Source organism: Microbacterium sp. W1-4-2 (genome assembly GCF_058349885.2).
On record NZ_JBYRJC020000001.1, the window covers coordinates 1,076,940 to 1,095,593 of the forward strand.

22 protein-coding genes are annotated in these 18,654 nt (G+C 70.9%); 18 read left to right on the plus strand and 4 right to left on the minus strand.

Annotated features, from left to right (window positions below; genetic code table 11):
* Positions 1-28 precede the first annotated feature (28 nt).
* From AC3RX0_RS04900 to AC3RX0_RS04945, 10 genes are all read left to right on the plus strand, one after another.
* Positions 29-919, plus strand: coding sequence for a branched-chain amino acid ABC transporter permease (locus tag AC3RX0_RS04900; RefSeq protein ID WP_491504804.1), 891 nt, complete (start codon positions 29-31; stop codon positions 917-919).
* 2 nt (positions 920-921) lie between these two features.
* The gene (locus AC3RX0_RS04905) at positions 922-2,133 is read left to right on the plus strand and encodes a branched-chain amino acid ABC transporter permease (RefSeq protein ID WP_491504805.1); all 1,212 of its coding nucleotides are present in this window, start codon (positions 922-924) and stop codon (positions 2,131-2,133) included.
* Positions 2,130-2,999, plus strand: a complete 870-nt coding sequence (locus tag AC3RX0_RS04910; protein ID WP_491504806.1) for an ABC transporter ATP-binding protein — start codon at positions 2,130-2,132, stop codon at positions 2,997-2,999. Before AC3RX0_RS04905 ends, AC3RX0_RS04910 begins: the two co-directional genes overlap by 4 nt.
* Entirely contained in the window at positions 2,996-3,706 is a 711-nt protein-coding gene (locus AC3RX0_RS04915) for an ABC transporter ATP-binding protein (RefSeq protein WP_491504807.1), read from the plus strand. The genes AC3RX0_RS04910 and AC3RX0_RS04915 overlap by 4 nt, the downstream gene beginning before the upstream one ends.
* Positions 3,707-3,808: 102 nt before the next feature.
* Complete coding sequence (locus AC3RX0_RS04920) at positions 3,809-4,966, plus strand: NAD(P)/FAD-dependent oxidoreductase (protein WP_491504808.1); 1,158 nt, start codon at positions 3,809-3,811, stop codon at positions 4,964-4,966.
* Positions 4,963-5,205: a (2Fe-2S)-binding protein gene (locus AC3RX0_RS04925; protein WP_491504809.1), complete on the plus strand. Its 243-nt coding sequence runs from the start codon at positions 4,963-4,965 to the stop codon at positions 5,203-5,205. The genes AC3RX0_RS04920 and AC3RX0_RS04925 overlap by 4 nt, the downstream gene beginning before the upstream one ends.
* Entirely contained in the window at positions 5,202-6,578 is a 1,377-nt protein-coding gene (locus tag AC3RX0_RS04930) for an FAD-dependent oxidoreductase (protein ID WP_491504810.1), read from the plus strand. Before AC3RX0_RS04925 ends, AC3RX0_RS04930 begins: the two co-directional genes overlap by 4 nt.
* A 180-nt stretch (positions 6,579-6,758) precedes the next feature.
* On the plus strand, positions 6,759-7,691 hold the full coding sequence (locus AC3RX0_RS04935; RefSeq protein ID WP_491504811.1) for a dihydrodipicolinate synthase family protein: 933 nt from the start codon (positions 6,759-6,761) through the stop codon (positions 7,689-7,691).
* Positions 7,691-8,692: a proline racemase family protein gene (locus AC3RX0_RS04940; RefSeq protein ID WP_491504812.1), complete on the plus strand. Its 1,002-nt coding sequence runs from the start codon at positions 7,691-7,693 to the stop codon at positions 8,690-8,692. Before AC3RX0_RS04935 ends, AC3RX0_RS04940 begins: the two co-directional genes overlap by 1 nt.
* A 23-nt stretch (positions 8,693-8,715) precedes the next feature.
* Entirely contained in the window at positions 8,716-10,194 is a 1,479-nt protein-coding gene (locus AC3RX0_RS04945; protein WP_491504813.1) for an aldehyde dehydrogenase (NADP(+)), read from the plus strand.
* A gap of 19 nt (positions 10,195-10,213) precedes the next feature.
* Here the strand turns inward: AC3RX0_RS04945 and AC3RX0_RS04950 are convergent, their stop codons facing one another.
* From AC3RX0_RS04950 to AC3RX0_RS04960, 3 genes are read right to left on the minus strand one after another with little or no spacing between them, the layout of a single operon-like run.
* On the minus strand, positions 10,214-11,197 hold the full coding sequence (locus AC3RX0_RS04950) for a proline racemase family protein (RefSeq protein WP_491504814.1): 984 nt from the start codon (positions 11,195-11,197) through the stop codon (positions 10,214-10,216).
* Positions 11,198-11,231: 34 nt separating this feature from the next.
* Entirely contained in the window at positions 11,232-12,170 is a 939-nt protein-coding gene (locus AC3RX0_RS04955) for an ornithine cyclodeaminase family protein (protein ID WP_491504815.1), read from the minus strand.
* Between the two features lie 40 nt (positions 12,171-12,210).
* Entirely contained in the window at positions 12,211-12,936 is a 726-nt protein-coding gene (locus AC3RX0_RS04960) for an SGNH/GDSL hydrolase family protein (RefSeq protein WP_491504816.1), read from the minus strand.
* Positions 12,937-13,175: 239 nt separating this feature from the next.
* On the opposite strand from AC3RX0_RS04960, the gene rpsP reads away from it, so the two are divergent.
* The 4 genes from rpsP to trmD are packed head-to-tail and all read left to right on the plus strand — an operon-like array spanning position 13,176 to position 15,190.
* Positions 13,176-13,586 carry a 30S ribosomal protein S16 gene (gene rpsP / locus AC3RX0_RS04965; RefSeq protein WP_491504817.1) on the plus strand — a complete coding sequence of 137 codons (411 nt, stop codon included), beginning with the start codon at positions 13,176-13,178 and terminating at the stop codon, positions 13,584-13,586.
* Between the two features lie 5 nt (positions 13,587-13,591).
* Positions 13,592-13,822 (plus strand): RNA-binding protein, encoded by a 231-nt coding sequence (locus AC3RX0_RS04970; protein ID WP_491504818.1) that lies wholly within the window; start codon positions 13,592-13,594, stop codon positions 13,820-13,822.
* 1 nt (position 13,823) lies between these two features.
* On the plus strand, positions 13,824-14,495 hold the full coding sequence (gene rimM / locus AC3RX0_RS04975) for a ribosome maturation factor RimM (RefSeq protein ID WP_491504819.1): 672 nt from the start codon (positions 13,824-13,826) through the stop codon (positions 14,493-14,495).
* Positions 14,495-15,190 carry a tRNA (guanosine(37)-N1)-methyltransferase TrmD gene (trmD, locus tag AC3RX0_RS04980; protein WP_491504820.1) on the plus strand — a complete coding sequence of 232 codons (696 nt, stop codon included), beginning with the start codon at positions 14,495-14,497 and terminating at the stop codon, positions 15,188-15,190. Before rimM ends, trmD begins: the two co-directional genes overlap by 1 nt.
* 6 nt (positions 15,191-15,196) lie before the next feature.
* Here the strand turns inward: trmD and map are convergent, their stop codons facing one another.
* On the minus strand, positions 15,197-15,979 hold the full coding sequence (map, locus tag AC3RX0_RS04985) for a type I methionyl aminopeptidase (protein WP_491504821.1): 783 nt from the start codon (positions 15,977-15,979) through the stop codon (positions 15,197-15,199).
* 115 nt (positions 15,980-16,094) lie between these two features.
* On the opposite strand from map, the gene AC3RX0_RS04990 reads away from it, so the two are divergent.
* The 4 genes from AC3RX0_RS04990 (at position 16,095) to rnhB (ending at position 18,624) form a co-directional block, all read left to right on the plus strand.
* Positions 16,095-16,607, plus strand: coding sequence for a protein-tyrosine phosphatase family protein (locus AC3RX0_RS04990; RefSeq protein WP_491504822.1), 513 nt, complete (start codon positions 16,095-16,097; stop codon positions 16,605-16,607).
* 164 nt (positions 16,608-16,771) lie between these two features.
* Entirely contained in the window at positions 16,772-17,119 is a 348-nt protein-coding gene (rplS, locus tag AC3RX0_RS04995) for a 50S ribosomal protein L19 (RefSeq protein ID WP_491504823.1), read from the plus strand.
* A gap of 96 nt (positions 17,120-17,215) precedes the next feature.
* Positions 17,216-17,971, plus strand: coding sequence for a signal peptidase I (gene lepB / locus AC3RX0_RS05000; protein ID WP_491504824.1), 756 nt, complete (start codon positions 17,216-17,218; stop codon positions 17,969-17,971).
* Positions 17,968-18,624: a ribonuclease HII gene (gene rnhB / locus AC3RX0_RS05005; protein ID WP_491504825.1), complete on the plus strand. Its 657-nt coding sequence runs from the start codon at positions 17,968-17,970 to the stop codon at positions 18,622-18,624. The genes lepB and rnhB overlap by 4 nt, the downstream gene beginning before the upstream one ends.
* The last annotated feature ends 30 nt before the right edge of the window (positions 18,625-18,654 follow it).

Below are 18,654 nucleotides of genomic sequence, written 5' to 3' on the forward strand. Positions count from 1 at the left end.
CGGAGTGCGGTGGAACGGAGACCCGCCCATGATGCAACTTCTCTGGAACGGCCTGATCGTCGGCTCGTTCTATGCCCTCGTCGCCCTCGGCTACAGCATGGTGTACGGCATCATCAAGCTGCTGAACTTCGCCCACGGCGACATCTACATGCTCGGCGCCTTCGTGGCGTTCTTCACGCTGAACTCCTTCGGCGTGAACGGATCCAGTTCGATCCCGATGCTGCTCGTGATGCTGCTGCTGGCCATGGTGACCACAGGCCTGATCGGCGTGGGCATCGAGCGCGTCGCGTATCGCCCGCTGCGCAGGAGCCCGCGGCTGGCCGTGCTCATCACGGCCATCGGCGTCTCGTTCACCCTCGAGTACGGCGTGCGCGCCCTCTTCGGGCCGAACCCCGAGGCGTTCCCGATCCGTTTCGCCTCGCACGGCTTCGAGGTGGCCGGAATGCGCATCACGGCCGCGCAGATCACGCTCGTGATCATCGCCGCCGCGCTCATGCTCGTGCTCGCCCACGTCGTGGAGCGCACCCGGTCCGGTCGCGCGATGCGCGCGATCGCCCTCGATCCCCAGGGCTCCCAGCTCATGGGCATCAACGTGAACAGGACGATCGCCGTGGTCTTCTTCATCGGCTCGGCGCTGGCCGGCGCCGCCGGCGTCATGGCCGGGGCCTACTACGGCTCGATCGACTTCCTGATGGGGTTCATCATCGGTCTGAAGGCGTTCACGGCCGCCGTCATCGGCGGCATCGGCAACCTGTACGGCGCGATGCTCGGCGGACTCGTGCTCGGCATGCTCGAATCGTTCGGCTCTGCGTGGTTCGGCGGTGAGTGGCGCGACGTATTCTCGTTCGCGTTCCTCATCCTGTTCCTGACGTTCAAGCCCACCGGGCTGCTCGGCGCTCGTGTCGTGGAGAGGATGTGACCATGTCGGCAACACTCGACGCCGCGCTCAAGCATGTGACGCTGCGCGCTCCGGCACCCGGGTTCGAACGGCCCCGTGCACCACGCGGCATCCTCACCTCGCACTCCGGGTTCCTGCGCGCCCTCGGGGGCCTGTCGATCCTGCTGGTCGCCGTCCTCCCGTTCATCGACTCGTCGCGGTACCTCATCTCGATCGCCACGAGCGCGCTCATCTACGTCATGCTCGCGATGGGCCTGAACGTCGTCGTGGGCTTCGCGGGGCTGCTCGACCTCGGCTACATCGCGTTCTTCGCGGTCGGGGCCTATGTCTCGGGCATCTTCACGACGACCTTCGGCTGGCCGATGTGGGCGGCGCTGCCGGCGACGGTGCTGGCGTGCGTCGTGGCGGGCGTCATCATCGGGGCGCCGACCCTGCGACTTCGCAGCGACTATCTGGCCATCGTCACGCTGGGCTTCGGCGAGATCATCCGCATCACCGCCAACAATCTCGACGTCACCGGCGGACCGAGCGGCATCCACGGCATCCCGACGTGGAGCTTCGGCGGATGGAGCTTCGCGGACGGCTTCACGCTGGGCGGCATCTTCTTCCCGCCGTACGTCGTCTTCTACTACTTCGTGGCGCTGGTCGTCATCGTCGTGGGGGTCATCGGCGCCGGCCGGCTCGGCAAGGGCAAGCTCGGCCGCGCCTGGAAGGCCGTGCGCGACGACGAGGATGCGGCCGAGGCGATGGGCATCAACACCTACATCGCCAAGATCTCGGCGTACATCATCGGCGCCGTGTGGGCGGGCATCGCCGGTCAGCTCATGGCCACGCACCTGTCGGCCATCAGCCCCAACAGCTTCCAGTTCCTCTACTCGGTGCTGATCCTCATGGCCGTGGTGCTCGGCGGGATGGGCTCGACGCCCGGCGTCATCATCGGCGCGCTGTTCGTGTCGCTGGCACCCGAGGTGCTGCGCGACTTCTCGGAGTGGCGCTATCTGATCTTCGGCATCCTGCTGGTGATCACGATGCTGTTCCGGCCCACGGGGCTGTGGCCGGCCACGGCGGTCCTGCCATGGCTCAGGCACCGCAGGCCCACGGCCCCGCCGCCGACCGACACCGTCCGGGTCGTCGAGAGGGACGGCCTCGCACCCGACCGCTTCGACGACGACGAGCTGGACTCGCTCGACGACGACGCACCCGACCGCTTCGCCGAGGACGGAGAACGCCCGTGAGCGCCCTGCTGGAAGTCAAGGACCTGCGGCTGCAGTTCGGCGGCGTGAAGGCCGTCGACGGACTGAGCTTCGAAGTGCACGAGGGCGAGATCCTCGCCGTGATCGGCCCGAACGGCGCCGGCAAGACGAGCGCATTCAACTGCATCTCGGGCTTCTATCTGCCGACGTCGGGGACAGTGGTGTTCGGCGGCAAGCGCATCGTGCGCCGCGTGCCCGACCTGCTGCGCGCGATGAAGCTCGCGCCCCTGCTGCAGAGCTTCGGGTTCTATCGCGTGCTGCCCTCGCGCGTGACGAAGTGGGGGATGGCGCGGACGTTCCAGAACCTGCGGCTGTTCCGCGAGCTCACCGTGCTCGAGAACGTGAAGACCGCGATGCACGCGAACCTGCGCGAGGGGTTCTGGTCGACGCTGCTGCACCTGCCCCGCTATCGGCGCGCAGAGGCCGCATGCACCCGCGAGGCGCAGGGGTGGCTCGACTTCGTCGGGTACGAGAACGACGAGAACCTCTACGTCACGCAGCTGCCGTACGGCGAGCAGCGTCGCGTCGAGATCGCCCGGGCGCTGGCGACCAGCCCCCGTCTGCTGCTGCTGGACGAGCCGGCCGCGGGCCTGAACTACAGCGAGAAGCAGGCGCTGATGGGGCTGATCCGGCGCATCCGGCAGATGGGCGTGGCGGTCGTGCTCATCGAGCACGACATGGGCCTGATCATGGAACTGGCCGAGCGCATCGTCGTGCTCAACTACGGCAAGGAGATCGCCGACGGGTCGCCGGACGAGATCAAGAACGATCCGGTGGTGATCGAAGCGTACCTGGGCGTCGATGACGACGACGATGCGCGCGAGCGCGATGGCGAGGTGGGGCGATGAGCCGGTTGGAAGTCACGGACGTCGATGTCTACTACGGTCGTGTGCACGCGCTGCGCGAGCTGAGCTTCGTCGTCGAGCAGGGCGAGATCGTGTGCCTGCTCGGCAACAACGGCGCCGGCAAGTCCACGACCATGAACATGCTGTCGGGGCTGGTGCGGCCGAAGTCCGGAACGGTCACGTGGGACGGGCTGGATCTCGCCTCGGCGAAGCCCTGGACGATCGTGTCGGCCGGCCTCGTGCAGGTGCCCGAGGGCAGGCGCATCTTCTCGACCATGACGGTGCACGAGAACCTGCTGCTCGGAAGTCACACGGTGCGGGATCAGAAGGCCATCGCGGGGCGCATCGACGACGTCTACCAGCTGATTCCGCGCCTGGCCGAGCGGCGCAAGCAGCAGGGCGGCACGCTCTCGGGCGGCGAGCAGCAGATGCTCGCGATCGGCCGGGCCCTGGTCACCGGTCCGAGGCTGCTGCTGCTGGACGAGCCGTCGATGGGTCTGGCACCCCTCGTGGTCAAACAGGTCATGGACATCATCTCGACGGTGAACTCCCGCGGCACGACCGTGCTGCTGGTGGAGCAGAACGCGCGGGCGGCGCTGAAGATCGCCGACCGGGCGTACGTCGTGGACACCGGCCGCACCACCGTGGAAGGCCCGGCGCAGGACCTCGCGCGCGACCCGCGCATCATCGAGGCGTACCTCGGCGGCTGAGCCCCGAGACGGGGAGGGATGCCGCGACCGGTGCGCCGGGTGACGGCATCCCCACACACCCGTCGCCACGCGTAATATGTCACGTAGTACATGGAGGTGAACATGCGGATCGTGGTGGTCGGAGCGGGCGCCGTCGGCGCCGCCTGCGCGCTGGCTCTGGTCGAAGCCGGAGCCGACGTCGTGGTCGTGGACCGCGTCGGCGTCGCCGGCGAGACCTCGAGCCGCTGCGAGGGCAACATCCTGGTCTCCGACAAGGGTCCGGGGCCCGAGGCCGAGCTGGCGGTCGTGGCCAACCGGGTGTGGCGGGAGTGGGCCGAGCGTCTGGACGGCGAGCGTCGCCCGGGGCAGCCGGCCACCGAGTTCGACGCCAAGGGCGGTGTCGTGGTCACCTTCCCGGGCGGTGAGGACGGGCTGCTGTCGTTCGCCGAGGGGCAGCGCGGCATGGGCGTGCGTGCCGAGGTCGTGGATGCCGTGCGACTGCGCGAACTCGAGCCGGAGCTCGCGGCGGATGTCGCGTGCGGGGTCTGGTACCCCGACGACGCGCAGGTGCAGCCGAGCCTGGCCACTCAGGCGATGATGGCGCGCGCCGTCGCCCTCGGCGCCCGAATGCGACGAGAAGAGGTCGTCGGCGTGCGGCTCGCCGGTGGCCGGATCCGTGCCGTGCGCACCGATCGCGGCGAGATCGAGGCCGATGCGGTCGTCAACTGTGCGGGACCGTGGGCCGGCGAGGCGGCCGAGCGTCTCGGGTCGTCGCTGCCGATCCTGCCGCGGCGCGGGACGATCATCGTGACGACGCCGATGTCGCAGCGCGTCTTCCACAAGGTGTACGACGCCGATTATGTCGGAGCGGTCGCTTCGGGCGACGCCGACCTGCAGACGTCCACGGTGGTGGAGTCGACACCCGCAGGCACCGTCCTGATCGGCTCGAGCCGCGAGCGTGTCGGCTTCTCGACCGCGGACACCCTGCCGGCGCTGGCCGAGATCGCGGCCAAGGCGACGCGCCTGTTCCCGTTCCTGGCCGACACCATGGTGCTGCGCACCTATGCCGGCTTCCGTCCATATGCGCCCGATCATCTTCCGGTGATCGGAGAGGATGCCGCGATCCAGGGCCTGTTCCACGCCGCCGGGCACGAGGGCGCGGGCATCGGACTGGCGCCGGCCACCGGGCTGCTGATCGCCCACGCGGTGCTGGGCGCGCCCGCGCCGGTCGACCCCCGACCGTTCCTGCCGAGCCGCCCGACCCTGGAGGTGGCGGCATGAGCGTCGTGATCCAGGTCGACGGCGAGGAGGTGGCCGGGCGCGACGGGCAGACCATCGCCGGTGTGCTGCTCGCAGCCGATCGTCGCAGCTGGCGCACCGCCGACGGAGCACCCCGCGGAGTGTTCTGCGGCATCGGGGTGTGCCAGGACTGCCTGGTCACGGTCAACGGAGTGGCGGGTGTGCGCGCTTGTCAGCGCACGGCGGTCGACGGCGATGTGGTGGAAGGGGAGTCGCGGTGACGACGGTGGCGATCCTGGGCGCGGGTCCGGCAGGTCTCGCGGCGGCGCAGAGCGCGCTGGCCGCCGGAGCAGACGTGGTCGTGCTCGACGAGGGCGAACGGATCGGCGGGCAGTTCTGGCGCCATCACGAGACGCTCACGAACCGGCACATGCAGCATCAGTGGGCGCGGTTCGAGCGGCTGCGGGAACTGCTGGAGGGCGGAGCGGAGGGCCGCGCCGTCGTGCACTCCTCGGCGAGCGTGTGGCGCATCGAGACCGAACGCGGCATCCGCCTGCACGTGCTGGTCGGCCCCGCCGACGCGGCGGCACGGACGGGGCTCACGATCGAGGCGGACGCCCTGGTGATCGCGACGGGCGCGCACGACCGGGCGCTGCCGGTGCCGGGCTGGACTCTGCCCGGCGTCGTCACCGCGGGTGCGGCGCAGGCGATCGCGAAGCGCGACGGCGTCGCGATCGGGCGTCGCACGGTGGTCGCGGGGGCGGGACCGTTCCTGCTGCCGGTCGCGTCGAGCCTGGCCCTCGCCGGTGCCACCGTCGTCGAGGTCGTCGAAGCCACCCGCCTCGGCGCCCTCGTCTCCGGCTGGAGCCGGGCGCCGTGGCAGCTTGCCGGCAGCGCCCCCGCGAAGGCGCCCGAGCTGGTGGACTATGCGGCCAGCCTCATCCGGCACCGCACGCCCTACCGGATCGGAAGCGCCGTCACCCGCATCCACGGGCGCGATCGGGTCGAGGCGGTCACCATCCAGCGGGTGGACGGCACGTGGCGCCCGATCGCCGGCACCGAGCGCACCGTCGAGTGTGATGCGGTCGCGCTCGGGCACGGGTTCACGCCGCGCCTGGAAGCGGCGATCCAGGCAGGTTGCGACATCCGTCCCGACCGCTTCGTCGGCGTCGACGACCACCAGGCCACGAGCGTCGCAGGCGTCTACGCCGCCGGTGAGATCACTGGGATCGCGGGTGCCGACGCGGCTCTGGCCGAAGGAGCGGTCGCCGGGTTCGCCGCGGCCGGCGCCGACCCGGCCGATCCCCGTATCGCCGGTGCCCGCGTCGCACGCCGGCGCATGCACGCCTTCGCCGAGCGGCTGAAGACCCACGACATCCAGCCCGGGTGGAGCGCATGGCTCGACGACGACACGATCGTGTGCCGGTGTGAGTCGGTCACCCGCGCCCGGATCGCCGAGTACGCGGATGCCTCGAGCCGTGGCCTGCGGCTGGCCACGCGTGCAGGGCTGGGCGCCTGCCAGGGCCGCACGTGCGGGCGCACGGTGGAGGAGCTGACCGGCTCTCGGATCGGGTTCGACGCGCGCCCCGTGCTCGGCTCTGTCCGCATCGGCGAGCTCGCCGCCGCCCGTGGGGAGCCCGGCCACGCGCCATGAACGCGCGCTCGCAGGGTCGAGGATCTTGCGCGGCCGGCGACCGCCCGGTAGTGTAATACGTGACATATTACTACCGTTGCACCCAGGCGGCGAAGACGCCGCGCCGACTGACGCCCCGTCCTCTCACTCCGACGAGGCCAGCGCATCGCCTGGGCGAGAACCATCAGAATGGAGACCATCATGACCGCACACAGCATGGACCTCGGCGGCGTCGTCGTCGCGACCACCCTGGCCTTCAAAGAGGACCGGTCGGCGCCCGCCGGCCTTGCCGTCGACTATGACAGGTTCGGCGAGCACGTCGACTTCCTGATGTCGAACGGATGCCGCGGCGTCGGCCCGAACGGATCGCTCGGGGAGTACTCGTCCCTGACCGACGAAGAGCGCCGCAAGGTCATCCAGGTCGCCGTCGATGCGGTCGACGGCCGCGGCATCGTGATCGCCGGCGCGCACGGCGTGGGTAGCCACCAGGCGCGCCGGTGGGCGGAGTACGCGGCGGAGGACGGCGCGGACGGCGTGCTGCTTCTTCCCCCGATCGTCTACCGTGCGAACGACCGTGAAGTGATCGCGCACTACGAGGAGGTCGCGAAGGTCGGACTGCCCATCATGGCCTACAACAACCCGTTCGACACGAAGGTCGACCTCGTGCCGTCGCTGGTGGCCGAGATCGCGCAGATCCCCGAGGTCGTGGCGATCAAAGAGTTCTCGGGCGACGTGCGCCGGGTGTACGAGATAAAGGAGCTGTGCGACATCGACATCATCGCCGGCGCCGACGACGTGCTGTTCGAGCTGATGGTCAACGGCGCGGTGGGGTGGTTCGCGGGCTACCCGAACGCGTTCCCGCGTGAGGCGGTCGAGCTGTACAACCTGTGCCGCGACGGCGACTGGCACGAGGCGAAGGCGCTGTACGAGCAGCTGGTGACCGTGTTCCGGTGGGACTCGCGCACTGAGTTCGTGCAGGCGATCAAGCTGTCGATGGACATCTGCGGCAACTCGTACGGCGGCGTGACGCGCCCGCCGCGCGGCCCGCTGACCGCCGAGCAGCGCGCCCAGGTCACCGCCGACACCGAGCGGGCGCTCGCCGCGCTCGCGGCCCGTTCCGCGGCGGTCGCCTGATGCGCGCGCGCCGGGTGATCTCGGCCGTCGACTCCCACACCGAGGGCATGCCGACCCGTGTCGTCACGGGTGGCGTCGGCCGGATCCCCGGCGCGACCATGAACGAGCGCCGGCTCTACGCCATGGAGCACCTGGACGGGCTGCGGGGCCTGCTCATGAACGAGCCCCGCGGCCACGCGTCGATGTCGGGCGCGCTGCTGCAGCCGCCGGCGCGGGACGACGCCGACTGGGGCGTGGTCTTCATCGAGGCCAGCGGGTTCCTGCCCATGTGCGGTCACGGCACGATCGGCGTCGCGACGGTGCTCGTCGAGACCGGCATGGTCGAGGTCACCGAGCCGGTCACCGAGATCCGGCTCGACGTACCCGCGGGCCTGGTGATCGCGCGGGTCGAGGTGCAGGACGGGCGCGCGCTGCGGGTCACGATCGAGAACGTGCCGAGCTTCGTCGAGCGCCTCGACGAGCGCATCGAGGTGCCCGGCTACGGCGACGTACCGTACTCGATCGCGTTCGGCGGCAACTTCTACGCCCTCGTCGACCTCGACGACGTCGGACTGCCGTTCGACCGGGGCCGCCAGGGAGACATCCTGCGGGCCGGACTGGCGATCATGGACGCGATCAATACGCAGGCCCCGCCGCACCACCCGCTGGTGGGTGGCACCGACCACGTCCACCACGTCGAGTTCATCGCACCGGGGTCGGACGCGACGCGCTCGCGGCATGCCATGGCCATCCACCCGGGCTGGTTCGACCGGTCCCCGTGCGGCACCGGCACGAGCGCCCGGATGGCCGAACTGCACGCCCGCGGCGAACTGGCGCTCGACACGGACTTCGTCAACGAGTCGTTCATCGGCACCGAGTTCACCGGACGGCTGGTCGGCCGGACCGACGTCGCCGGCATCCCGGCCGTCATCCCCACCATCACCGGCCGCGCCTGGGTCACCGGACTCGGCCAGTACTTCCTCGACGACACCGATCCCTTCCCCGAAGGCTTCGTGTTCTGACAGGCATCGACGCAAGGAGCATCATGACCGACACCGACACGATCGCCCAGCGCGCCGCCGCCGCGGCGGCCCCCTACGCCGGGATCGCGCCGGCCGATCGCGCCGCCGCGCTGGTCGCGGTCGCCGACGGGCTGGATGCCGCAGCCACCGAGCTGATCGCGGTCGCGATGGCCGAGACCGGCCTCGCCGAGGCCCGGCTCACCGGCGAGGTGCGCCGCACCTCGGGTCAGCTGCGGCTGTTCGCCGAGGTGGTCGTCGACGGCTCGTACCTGGACGCCCGGATCGACGAGGCCGATCCCGACTATGCGATCGGCCCGCGCCCCGACGTGCGGCGCGTGCTCGAGCCGGTCGGGCCGGTGCTGAACTTCGCCGCCTCGAACTTCCCGTTCGCGTTCTCGGTCGCCGGCGGCGACTCGGCGGCGGCCCTCGCCGCCGGCTGCCCGCTCATCGTCAAGGCGCACTCCGGGCATCTCGAGCTGTCGCGCCGGACGGCCGAGGTCGTGGCATCCGCTCTCGCCGCCGCCGGCATGCCCGACGGCGTGTTCCAGCTCGTCGAGGGGCAGCAGGCCGGAGTCGAGCTGCTCAAGGACGACCGCATCCGCGCGGGCGCGTTCACGGGCTCGACCCATGTGGGCCGCATGCTCGCCGACATCGCCGCCGCGCGCCCCCGCCCGATCCCGTTCTTCGGCGAGCTCGGCAGCGTCAACCCGGTGTACGTGACCGCGGCGGCGGCGGCATCCGAAGACGACCTCGTCAGCGGCTTCGTGGCCTCGGTCGCGGGCTCGGCGGGCCAGCTGTGCACCAAGCCGGGGTTCCTGTTCGTGCCGGAGGCGGCGGACCTCGGCGACGTGACGGCCGCGGTCGCCGGCATCGGCGCGCACCGGCTGCTGAACCCCGGCATCGGACGCGGATACGAGCAGCGCCGCGACGCCGTGCTGGGCGCTCCGGGCGTGCGGGTGCTCGCCGAAGGAGCCGTGAGCGTCGACGACGCGGGGCAGCGCTCGGCCACGCCCACGGTCGTCGAGGTCGACCTCGCCACGCTGCGCGATCACCGTGAGCAGCTGCTGGACGAGAGCTTCGGACCGCTGTCGATCATCGTGCGTTACCCGGATGCCACGGCCCTGCCGGACGTGCACCGAGACCTGTTCCCGGGCAACCTCACCGCGACACTGCACGCCACCGACGCCGATGCCGCGGCCGTGCGTGAGCTCGTCGACGCGCTGGCCGCCACGAGCGGGCGCGTGCTCTTCGGCGGCTGGCCGACCGGCGTCTCGGTGACTGCCGCGATGCAGCACGGCGGTCCGTTCCCGGCCACCACGACCGACGCGACCAGCGTCGGCACCGCGGCCATCACCCGGTTCCTGCGGGGCGTGTCATACCAGAACGCGCCGCAGTCGCTGCTGCCGCCGTCCCTGCGCGACTCCAACCCCTGGGGGATCCCGCAGCACCGGCGCACCGCCGGCGCGTCGCAGCGCTGGGGCAGCCTGACCGGCGCGATCTGACACCTGACGCCGGAGGGGATCAGCGCAGGCTGAAACCCTCCGGGAGCGGGTCGCCCTCGTCGAGCTCGAACACGCTCGCGCCCACGCGGTGCGCGGTGCCCGTGACCTCGGGGATCACCCCGTCGGCGGTGCGGGCGGCGACCCGCGCGGTGAAGCGGGTGCCGATGATCGAATCATGCGTGAGCTGCTCGCCGTCGGCCAGGTCGCCGGTGCAGGCGAGCAGGGCCACGCGAGCCGCAGTGCCCGAGCCGCACGGGCTGCGATCGACCTCGCCGTCCGCGAAGACCGTGACATTGCGCTGCCACGGCCCCGCATCGGTGCGACCGAGATCGTCGACCAGGATCGTCCCGTACACGCCCGACAGCCGCTCGTCGTCCAGCTGCGCGCTCGGGTGCTCGTTGAGCGCCCACTTGATCTCGCGGCCGATGCGGATGAGCTCGGTGGTGTCTTCGGGCACGACGCCGAGGCCGACGGAGGCGGCCGGCAGCGTCGCGTAGACCGCGCCGCCGAAGACGAGGTCTACCGGCACGGTGCCGCGGCTCGTGCTCAGCTCGATGCCGCGGGCGAGCACGCGCGAGGCGACGTTGCGGAACACGACGGCCGTGGTGCGCCCGCCCTGCCGCTGCACGCGAGCCTGCACGCGACCGCTGGGGACGTCGATCGTCACGACCGCCTCGCCGTCGTCGGGCGCCGGCACCCGTCCGGTGCGCACTGCCCACGCGCCCAGCGCGATGGTGCCGTGCCCGCAGGCGGTCGAGAAGCCGTCCTTGTGCCAGAACAGCACGCCGAAGTCGGCCCCGTCGTCGTCGGGCGGTGTGACGAACCCGCCGTACATGTCGTCGTGGCCGCGCGGCTCCAGGCACAGGAACCGGCGGACCTCGTCGGCCGGACCGTGCATCGCGTTCACGCGTCGCGTGGCCACGTCTGCGCCCGGCGTCGGCACGCCCTCCACGATGCGGAACGGCTCACCCGCCGTGTGCCAGTCCTCGGTGCTCCATCGCATCGCGGTCTCCCTTCGTCGAGCGCGTCGTGCGCGGTCAGATCCGGTCCATCACCAGCTGGGCGACCGCGAGGTCCTGCCAGCCCATGCCGCACGTCTTGACCACGCGCGGGCGGTCGCGCGCGACGGCGAAGCCGTCGGCGAACACGTCGCGCATCGGGATCACGGCATCGTGTGCCAGCGCGCCCTCGGCGACGGCCATGATCACGTCCCCGGCCTCGGTGCGGGCGACCTTCGCCGTCTCGACGACGACCTGGGCGCGGCCGAGCAGCGCACCGGGCAGCTCGCGACGCGCGGGGTCGTGCGAGCCCAGGGCGACCACGGTCGCGCGATCGGGCACGAGGTCGGCGTCGAACAGGGGAGCGGCGGCCGTCGTGGCGCACACCACGATGTCGCTGTCGGCGACGTCGGCGACAGCGCCGGCCGCGATGTCGGCGTCGGGAGCGAATCGCCGGGCGGCCGCGCAGGCCGCGTCGATGCGAGCCCGATCGCGCCCGAGGAACCGCACGCGCCGGATGGGGCGGATCGCCGTGAGGGCCTCGACGTGGGACACGCCCTGCGGGCCCGTGCCGAAGATGACGGCGGTCGAGGCATCCGGCGCCGCCAGCACGTCCACCGCCGCCGCGCTCACCGCGGGCGTGCGCAGGGTCGTGAGCGCCGTGCCGTCGAGGATCGCGATCGGCGTCAGCGTCGAAGCGTCGATGACGACGTAGAGGGCCTGGATGCGAGGGACCGTCCGGCCCGGTTCGTCGGGGGCCACCGTGGCGAGCTTCTGGCCGACAAGGCGGTCCAGTGCCGAGGGCATCATCAGCAGCTGGCCGGTCGGGACGTCGATGATCGAGCGTGCCGGCTCGGCAGCCGGGTCGAACCCGCTGCGCAGCACGCTCTGGAGGGCATCGACGGCATCGCGCATGGACACGAGTCGGACGAGCTGATCGCCGTCGACCAGTCTGAGCGAGGATACGGGGCCGGTCATGCCCCCATCCTAGGATGAGTAATACGTCACGCGCTACAAATCACAGCGTGATGCCCGACCGGTTCAGGCCGTCCAGGATCCTCTGCAGCAGCACCTGCTGCCCGGCCGGGGTCGGATGCTCGTCGTCGGCCTGGAGCAGTCCGTTCTGCGAGGCGAGGGGCTGGCCGATGTCGACGAAGACGCCGCCGACCGCTTGAACGGCCTGCTCGAGCGATGCCGAACTCGACGCGATCGTGGCCGGCGGCGAGGACGGCTGATCCCACAGCGTGCTCAGGCCCACGATCTGGGCGGACGGGAGAGCCGAGTGCAGTGCATCGACCGTCCGGTTGGTCGCATCGTCGATGTCGGAGGCGTCCGCGGCGGCGTCGTTGTCGGACGACTGGATGATGATGATGCTCGGGCGCTGGGACACCGCCTGCGGAATGAGACCCGCGAAGTCCTGACCGCAGTCGCCGGGACGGGTGAAGCCCGCTCCGCTGCATCCGAGGTTCGTGACCGTGACGCCCTTGCGCAACTGGAGCAGAGACGGCCACGCGGCATCGGCGTGGAGCCCGTACCCCGCCATGATCGAATCGCCGATGGTCACCAGCACGGGGGAGTCGGGCCCGGAGCCGGGGTCGGCCGGCGGTGGTGTCGCCGGCGCCTCGGACGCGGCCGCGCCGCGCGTCGACGAGGGAGCGGCACCGCCGTCGGCTGCTGCACAGCCGGCGAGGGCGAGGACGGCGAGCAGAAGGGCTGCCGCGACCGGGCGAAGACGCAGATGCACCCCGACACGCTACGCCGTCCGTCTGCGCGTGCGCACAGAGTCGCTCGACATTCAGCTCACCCATACGGCGACGGGCGTGGCGCGGTTCGCGGCATCCCGCACTATCTGGCAGAATTGACGGTTGGAGCGCTGCCCGACCCTCTATCCGGCGTGCGCTTCCGACTCAGAGCTTCCCGCCGGGTGTGCACCCCACGCTCCAGGCGACCGGTTCATCGCTTCCATACACATTCAGGAGAATCGTGGCTGTCAAGATCCGTCTCAAGCGGCTCGGCAAGATCCGTGCCCCGTACTACCGCATCGTCGTCGCCGACTCGCGCACCAAGCGCGACGGTCGCGTGATCGAGGAGATCGGCAAGTACCACCCCACCGAGGAGCCTTCGTTCATCGAGGTCGACTCCGAGCGCGCGCAGTACTGGCTGGGCGTCGGGGCGCAGCCGACCGAGCAGGTGCTGGCCATCCTCAAGCTCACGGGCGACTGGGGCAAGTTCAAGGGCGACCCGAACGCGGTGTCGACCGTCAAGGTCAAGGAGACCAAGGCCGCGTTCGAGGCCGACTCCTCGAAGAAGTCGGTCATCAAGCCGAAGGCGGAGAAGAAGGCGGAAGCCCCCGCCGCCGACGACGAGGCCGCCGCCGCGGCCGACGCCGAGTAATCCCCGTGCTGGCCGCCGCGCTCGAGCACGTCGTCAAGGGGATCGTCGATCACCCCGATGACGTGCGCGTCGACGAGTCCACGTCGCCCCGCGGCGACGTGCTCGAAGTCCACGTGCACCCGGACGACCGGGGCCGTGTGATCGGGCGCGGCGGCCGCACCGCCAAAGCGCTGCGCACCGTCGTGTCGGCCCTCGCCGACGGTCGGCGCGTGCGCGTCGACGTCGCGGACGACTGAGATGGGCACGCAGGACCGGCCGGACCAGGGCGCATCCGCCAAGCCGGCCAAGAAGCGCACCCCCAAGCCCGCCGGCACGCAGCTGCGGGTCGGGCGACTGCTGAAGGCGCACGGGCTGAAGGGCGCGCTCAAGCTCGAGCTGTACACCGACGATCCGGACGGCCGGTTCGTGCCGGGTGCGACCTTCACGCTGCAGGTGCCGGAGTCCTCGCCGTGGCATGGCAGGTCAGTGACCGTCCGCGAGTTCCGCTGGATGAACTCGCACCCCGTCCTGTTCCTGGAGGGCGTGAACGATCGCACCGCGGCCGAAGAACTCGTCAAGGCCATCCTCTGGGTCGACGCCGATCCGTCGCAGTCCGCCGAGGATGACGCCTGGTACGACCACCAGCTCGTGGGTCTGGACGTCGTACGTGAGGGTCAGATCGTCGGACGCGTCGTGCGGGTCGACCACCTCCCCGCCCAGGACCTGCTGATCGTGGCGCACGCCGGCGGCGAGGTCCTCGTGCCGTTCGTGAAGGCCATCGTCCCCGAGGTGGATGTCGCGGCCGGCCGGGTCGTCGTCACCCCGCCCGCCGGACTGTTCGAGGACCTGCCGGCGGACGAGGACGAGGGTGCCGCGCCCGGCGCGCCCGGATCGCACACCGACGGCGGAGCCGACCCGCAGGACGCCTGATGCGCATCGACGTCGTCACGATCTTCCCGGCGTTCTTCGACGTGCTGGAGGTCTCGCTGCTCGGCAAGGCTCGAGCCGGCGGACTGCTCGACGTGCGTGTGCACGATCTGCGTGAGTGGACCCGCGACCGGCACCGCACCGTCGACGACACGCCGTACGGCGGCGGCGCCGGCATGGTGATGAAGCCCGAGCCGTGGGGCGAGGCGCTGGACGCCGTGGCCGCGGACGGGCCGGATCGCCCCACGATCGTCTTCCCCTCGCCGGCCGGCGTGGTCTTCACACAGGCGATGGCCCGCGAGCTCAGCGCCCGAGAGCATCTGGTGTTCGGGTGCGGACGCTACGAGGGCATCGACGAGCGGGTCTTCGACTACGCCCAGACGCTCGGCGAGGTGCGCCTGGTGAGCCTGGGCGACTACGTGCTCAACGGCGGCGAGGTCGCCGCCATGGCCATGATCGAGGCGGTCGGCCGGCTGATCCCCGGTGTGGTGGGCAATCCCGCCAGCCTCGTCGAGGAGTCGCACGAGGACGGGCTGCTCGAGTATCCGAGCTACACCAAGCCGTCGCTGTGGCGCGGGCGCGAGGTGCCGCCCGTCCTGCTCAGCGGCAACCACGGCGCGATCGCGCAGTGGAGGCACGACCAGCGGGTGGCGCGCACGCGCGCGCGCCGGCCGGATCTGCTGCCGGACGAGGACTGAGGGGCCTCAGGCGACGGCGAGTTGCGATCGGTCGGTGAGCACGATCGGGCCGTCCGCTGTGATGGCGATGGTGTGCTCGGAGTGCGCGCCGCGCGACCCGTCGGCGCTGCGCAGCGTCCACCCGTCCGGGTCGGTGACCAATTCGTCGGTGGTGGCAAGGAACCAGGGCTCGATCGCGATCACCAGGCCCTCGCGCAGGGGGTAGCCGCGCCCGGCGCGCCCGTCGTTGGGCACGTGCGGGTCGCCGTGCATGATGTGGCCGACCCCGTGGCCGCCGAAGTCGGTGTTGATCTCGTAGCCGTTCCCGCGGGCGACCGCGGCGATCGCCGCAGACAGGTCGCCGATGCGGTTGCCGACGGTCGCCGCCGCGATCGCGGCATCCAACGCCTTCTCGGTGGTCTCGATCAGCACCAGATCCTCGTCTCGGGGGGCTCCCACGACGAACGAGACGGCCGAGTCGGCCACCCAGCCGTCGATCGACACGGCGAAGTCCAGCGAGACGAGGTCGCCGTCGCGGAGCGCGTAGTCGTGGGGGAGCCCGTGCAGCACGGCGTCGTTGACCGAGGTGCAGATCACCTTGCCGAACGGGCCGGACCCGAACGAGGGCGCGTAGTCGATGTAGCACGACTCGGCGCCGGCCTTGCGGATCATCTCGTGCGCGCGCTTGTCGATCGTCAGCAGATTCGTGCCGACCTTCGTCTCGTCGCGAAGCGCTGCCAGCGCCTCGGCCACGAACCGTCCTGCCGGACGCATCGCCTCGATCTCGGCAGGGGTGCGCAACTCGATCATCGTGTTCCTCTCGTCGCGTCCATTCTCGCGGATCGCTCCGGGTCGCGCTGTGAATGCGCCGCACGGAGCAGGACGGAGCGGGCCGGCATGCCGCGGGCAAGCGTACGATCGCAGCATGTGGTTGCGACGCGGCTTGTTCGCCTGGCTGCTCCCGGCGGCCATCGTGCTGCCCGTGTGGCTGGTCGTCGGCTGGGCGATCTTCAATGCGAGCGGGTGGGCCTTCCTCGGGGTGATCTTCCTGGCCGCCCCGGCGGTCCTCGTGGGCGATCTCATCGTCGCGCTGCTGATCCGGGCGCGGCCGACCGTGCGCTCGGCGCGAGCGGTGTCGTGGTGGGACGCCCTGTGGATCACGGTCTGGCACGGCCTGGTGATCGCGTTCGGATGCTTTTTCGAGTCAGCCTTCGCGGCGGTGCTGGTGTGCGCGATCCTCGCGTTCCTCGCGCTGTTCTGGTCGTCGCTGGCCCAGTTGTGGACCGAGGCGCGCGGCTCGTTCCGCCGGCTGTCGCCCGGCACCGGCCCCGCCGACGTGCCGTACGACGAGACGATCGCCGATCGGGCCCGGCAGCACGCCGAGGTGATCGTGGTCAACGAGGTGGGCCGCCCCGGCGACGGACGCAGCGAGCATTGACGTTTTGGCCGGATCTGCCGTCCATGGCAGAATGGTTGATTGTGCTCGCGCACCGGTTCTGCCTCAGGGGAACCCGCGCATCCTCGTGATGGCGCAGCGGGCACCGATTCACGTAACCCCTTCATTTCGCGGTCGACCTGTGGCGGCCGCAGAGAGACACGATCATGCAGATCCTCGACGCCGTCGATGCGGCCTCGCTCCGCTCCGACATCCCCGACTTCTTCCCCGGTGACACCGTCAAGGTGCACGTCAACATCACCGAGGGCAGCCGCTCCCGCATCCAGGTCTTCCAGGGCGTCGTGCTCGGCCGCTCGGGTGACGGCGTGCGCGAGACCTTCACGGTGCGCAAGATCAGCTTCCAGGTGGGCGTCGAGCGCACCTTCCCGGTGCACAGCCCGGTGATCGACCGCATCGAGGTCGTCACCCGCGGCGACGTCCGCCGCGCCAAGCTGTACTACCTGCGCAACCTCCGCGGCAAGAAGGCCAAGATCAAGGAGAAGCGCGAGCGCTGATCCACACCGCGACGCCCCGGAGCTTTCGGCCCGGGGCGTCGTCGTTCGCGGGGGCCGGAATGTGCGACCCTGTATGAGCAACGACGAGGGGCACGCATGACCGAAGAAGCCGCGACGGCGAATCCGATGAGGGACGCGCCCAAGCGTCGCGGCGCGTGGGTCTTCATCCGCGACATCCTCGTGATCGTCGTCATCGCGCTGCTGGTCTCGTTCCTCGTCAAGACCTTCCTCGTCCGGTCGTTCTATATCCCGTCGGGCTCGATGGAGAACACGCTGCAGATCAACGACCGCATCCTGGTCGACGAGATCACGCCGCGGTTCACGGGGTATCACCGGGGCGACGTCGTCGTGTTCCGCGACCCGGGCGGCTGGCTGCCGCCCGCGAACCCCGACACGCAGCGGCCATGGATCGTCGAGGCCACCGACTGGGTGCTCTCGCTCGTGGGTCTGGCCGCCCCCGACAGCGACGACCATCTCATCAAGCGCGTGATCGGACTGCCCGGCGACCATGTGGCGTGCTGCGACGCCATCGGGCACATCACGGTGAACGGCGTGCCGATCGACGAGTCGTCGTACGTCGATCTGCAGGGCGGCGAGACGGTCCCCGAGGTCGTGCCGTTCGACGTGACCGTGCCCCAGGATTCGCTGTGGGTGCTCGGTGACAACCGGGACCACTCCCGCGACTCGCGCTACAACCAGGACCAGCCGGGCAAGGGCTTCGTGCCGATGGCCAACGTCGTGGGCCGTGCGTTCCTGATCACGTGGCCCTTCTCTCGGTTCGGGCCGATCGACTTCCATCACGAGGTGTTCGCGGGCGTGCCCGCGCCGACGTCGTCCGGCTCGTCGCCATGACCATCGTCGAGCCGCGGCTGACGCTGGAGCGGCGGCTGCTGCGCGATCACACCGTGATCATCGCGTGCGACGAGGTCGGCCGCGGGGCGCTGGCGGGACCGGTCGCGGTGGGCGCGGCGGCGATCGGTGCACGCACGTCGCGCCGGCGCGTGCCGCAGGGGCTGCGCGATTCGAAGCTGGTGCCCGAGGCCAGACGTCCCGAGGTCGCGCAGCGCGCGGCGGAATGGGTGGATGCCACGGCCGTCGGCTGGGCCACGGCCGCCGAGATCGACCAGATCGGGATCATGCGGGCGCTCGGACAAGCGGCGCTGCGCGCGGTCGAGCTGCTGCGCGCGGCGGGCGTCGCGTTCGACGGGGCCCTCCTGCTGCTGGACGGCAACTACGACTACATCACCGCCGCCGGCGGGACCCTGCCGGTGCGCACCCAGATCAAGGCCGACCGCGACTGCGCGAGCGCCGCGGCCGCGTCGGTGGTCGCCAAGGTCGCCCGCGACACGCTGATGGTGGGCCTGCATGCCGAGCACCCCGCGTACGAGTGGTCGCACAACAAGGGCTACGCCAGTCCCGCGCACCGGGCCGCGATCCGGGAGCTGGGCCTGAGCCCGTACCACCGGGCGTCGTGGGACATCGCGGACGCGCCCACGCTGTTCTGACCGGATGCCGCGGTGGCGGCATCCTCGGAG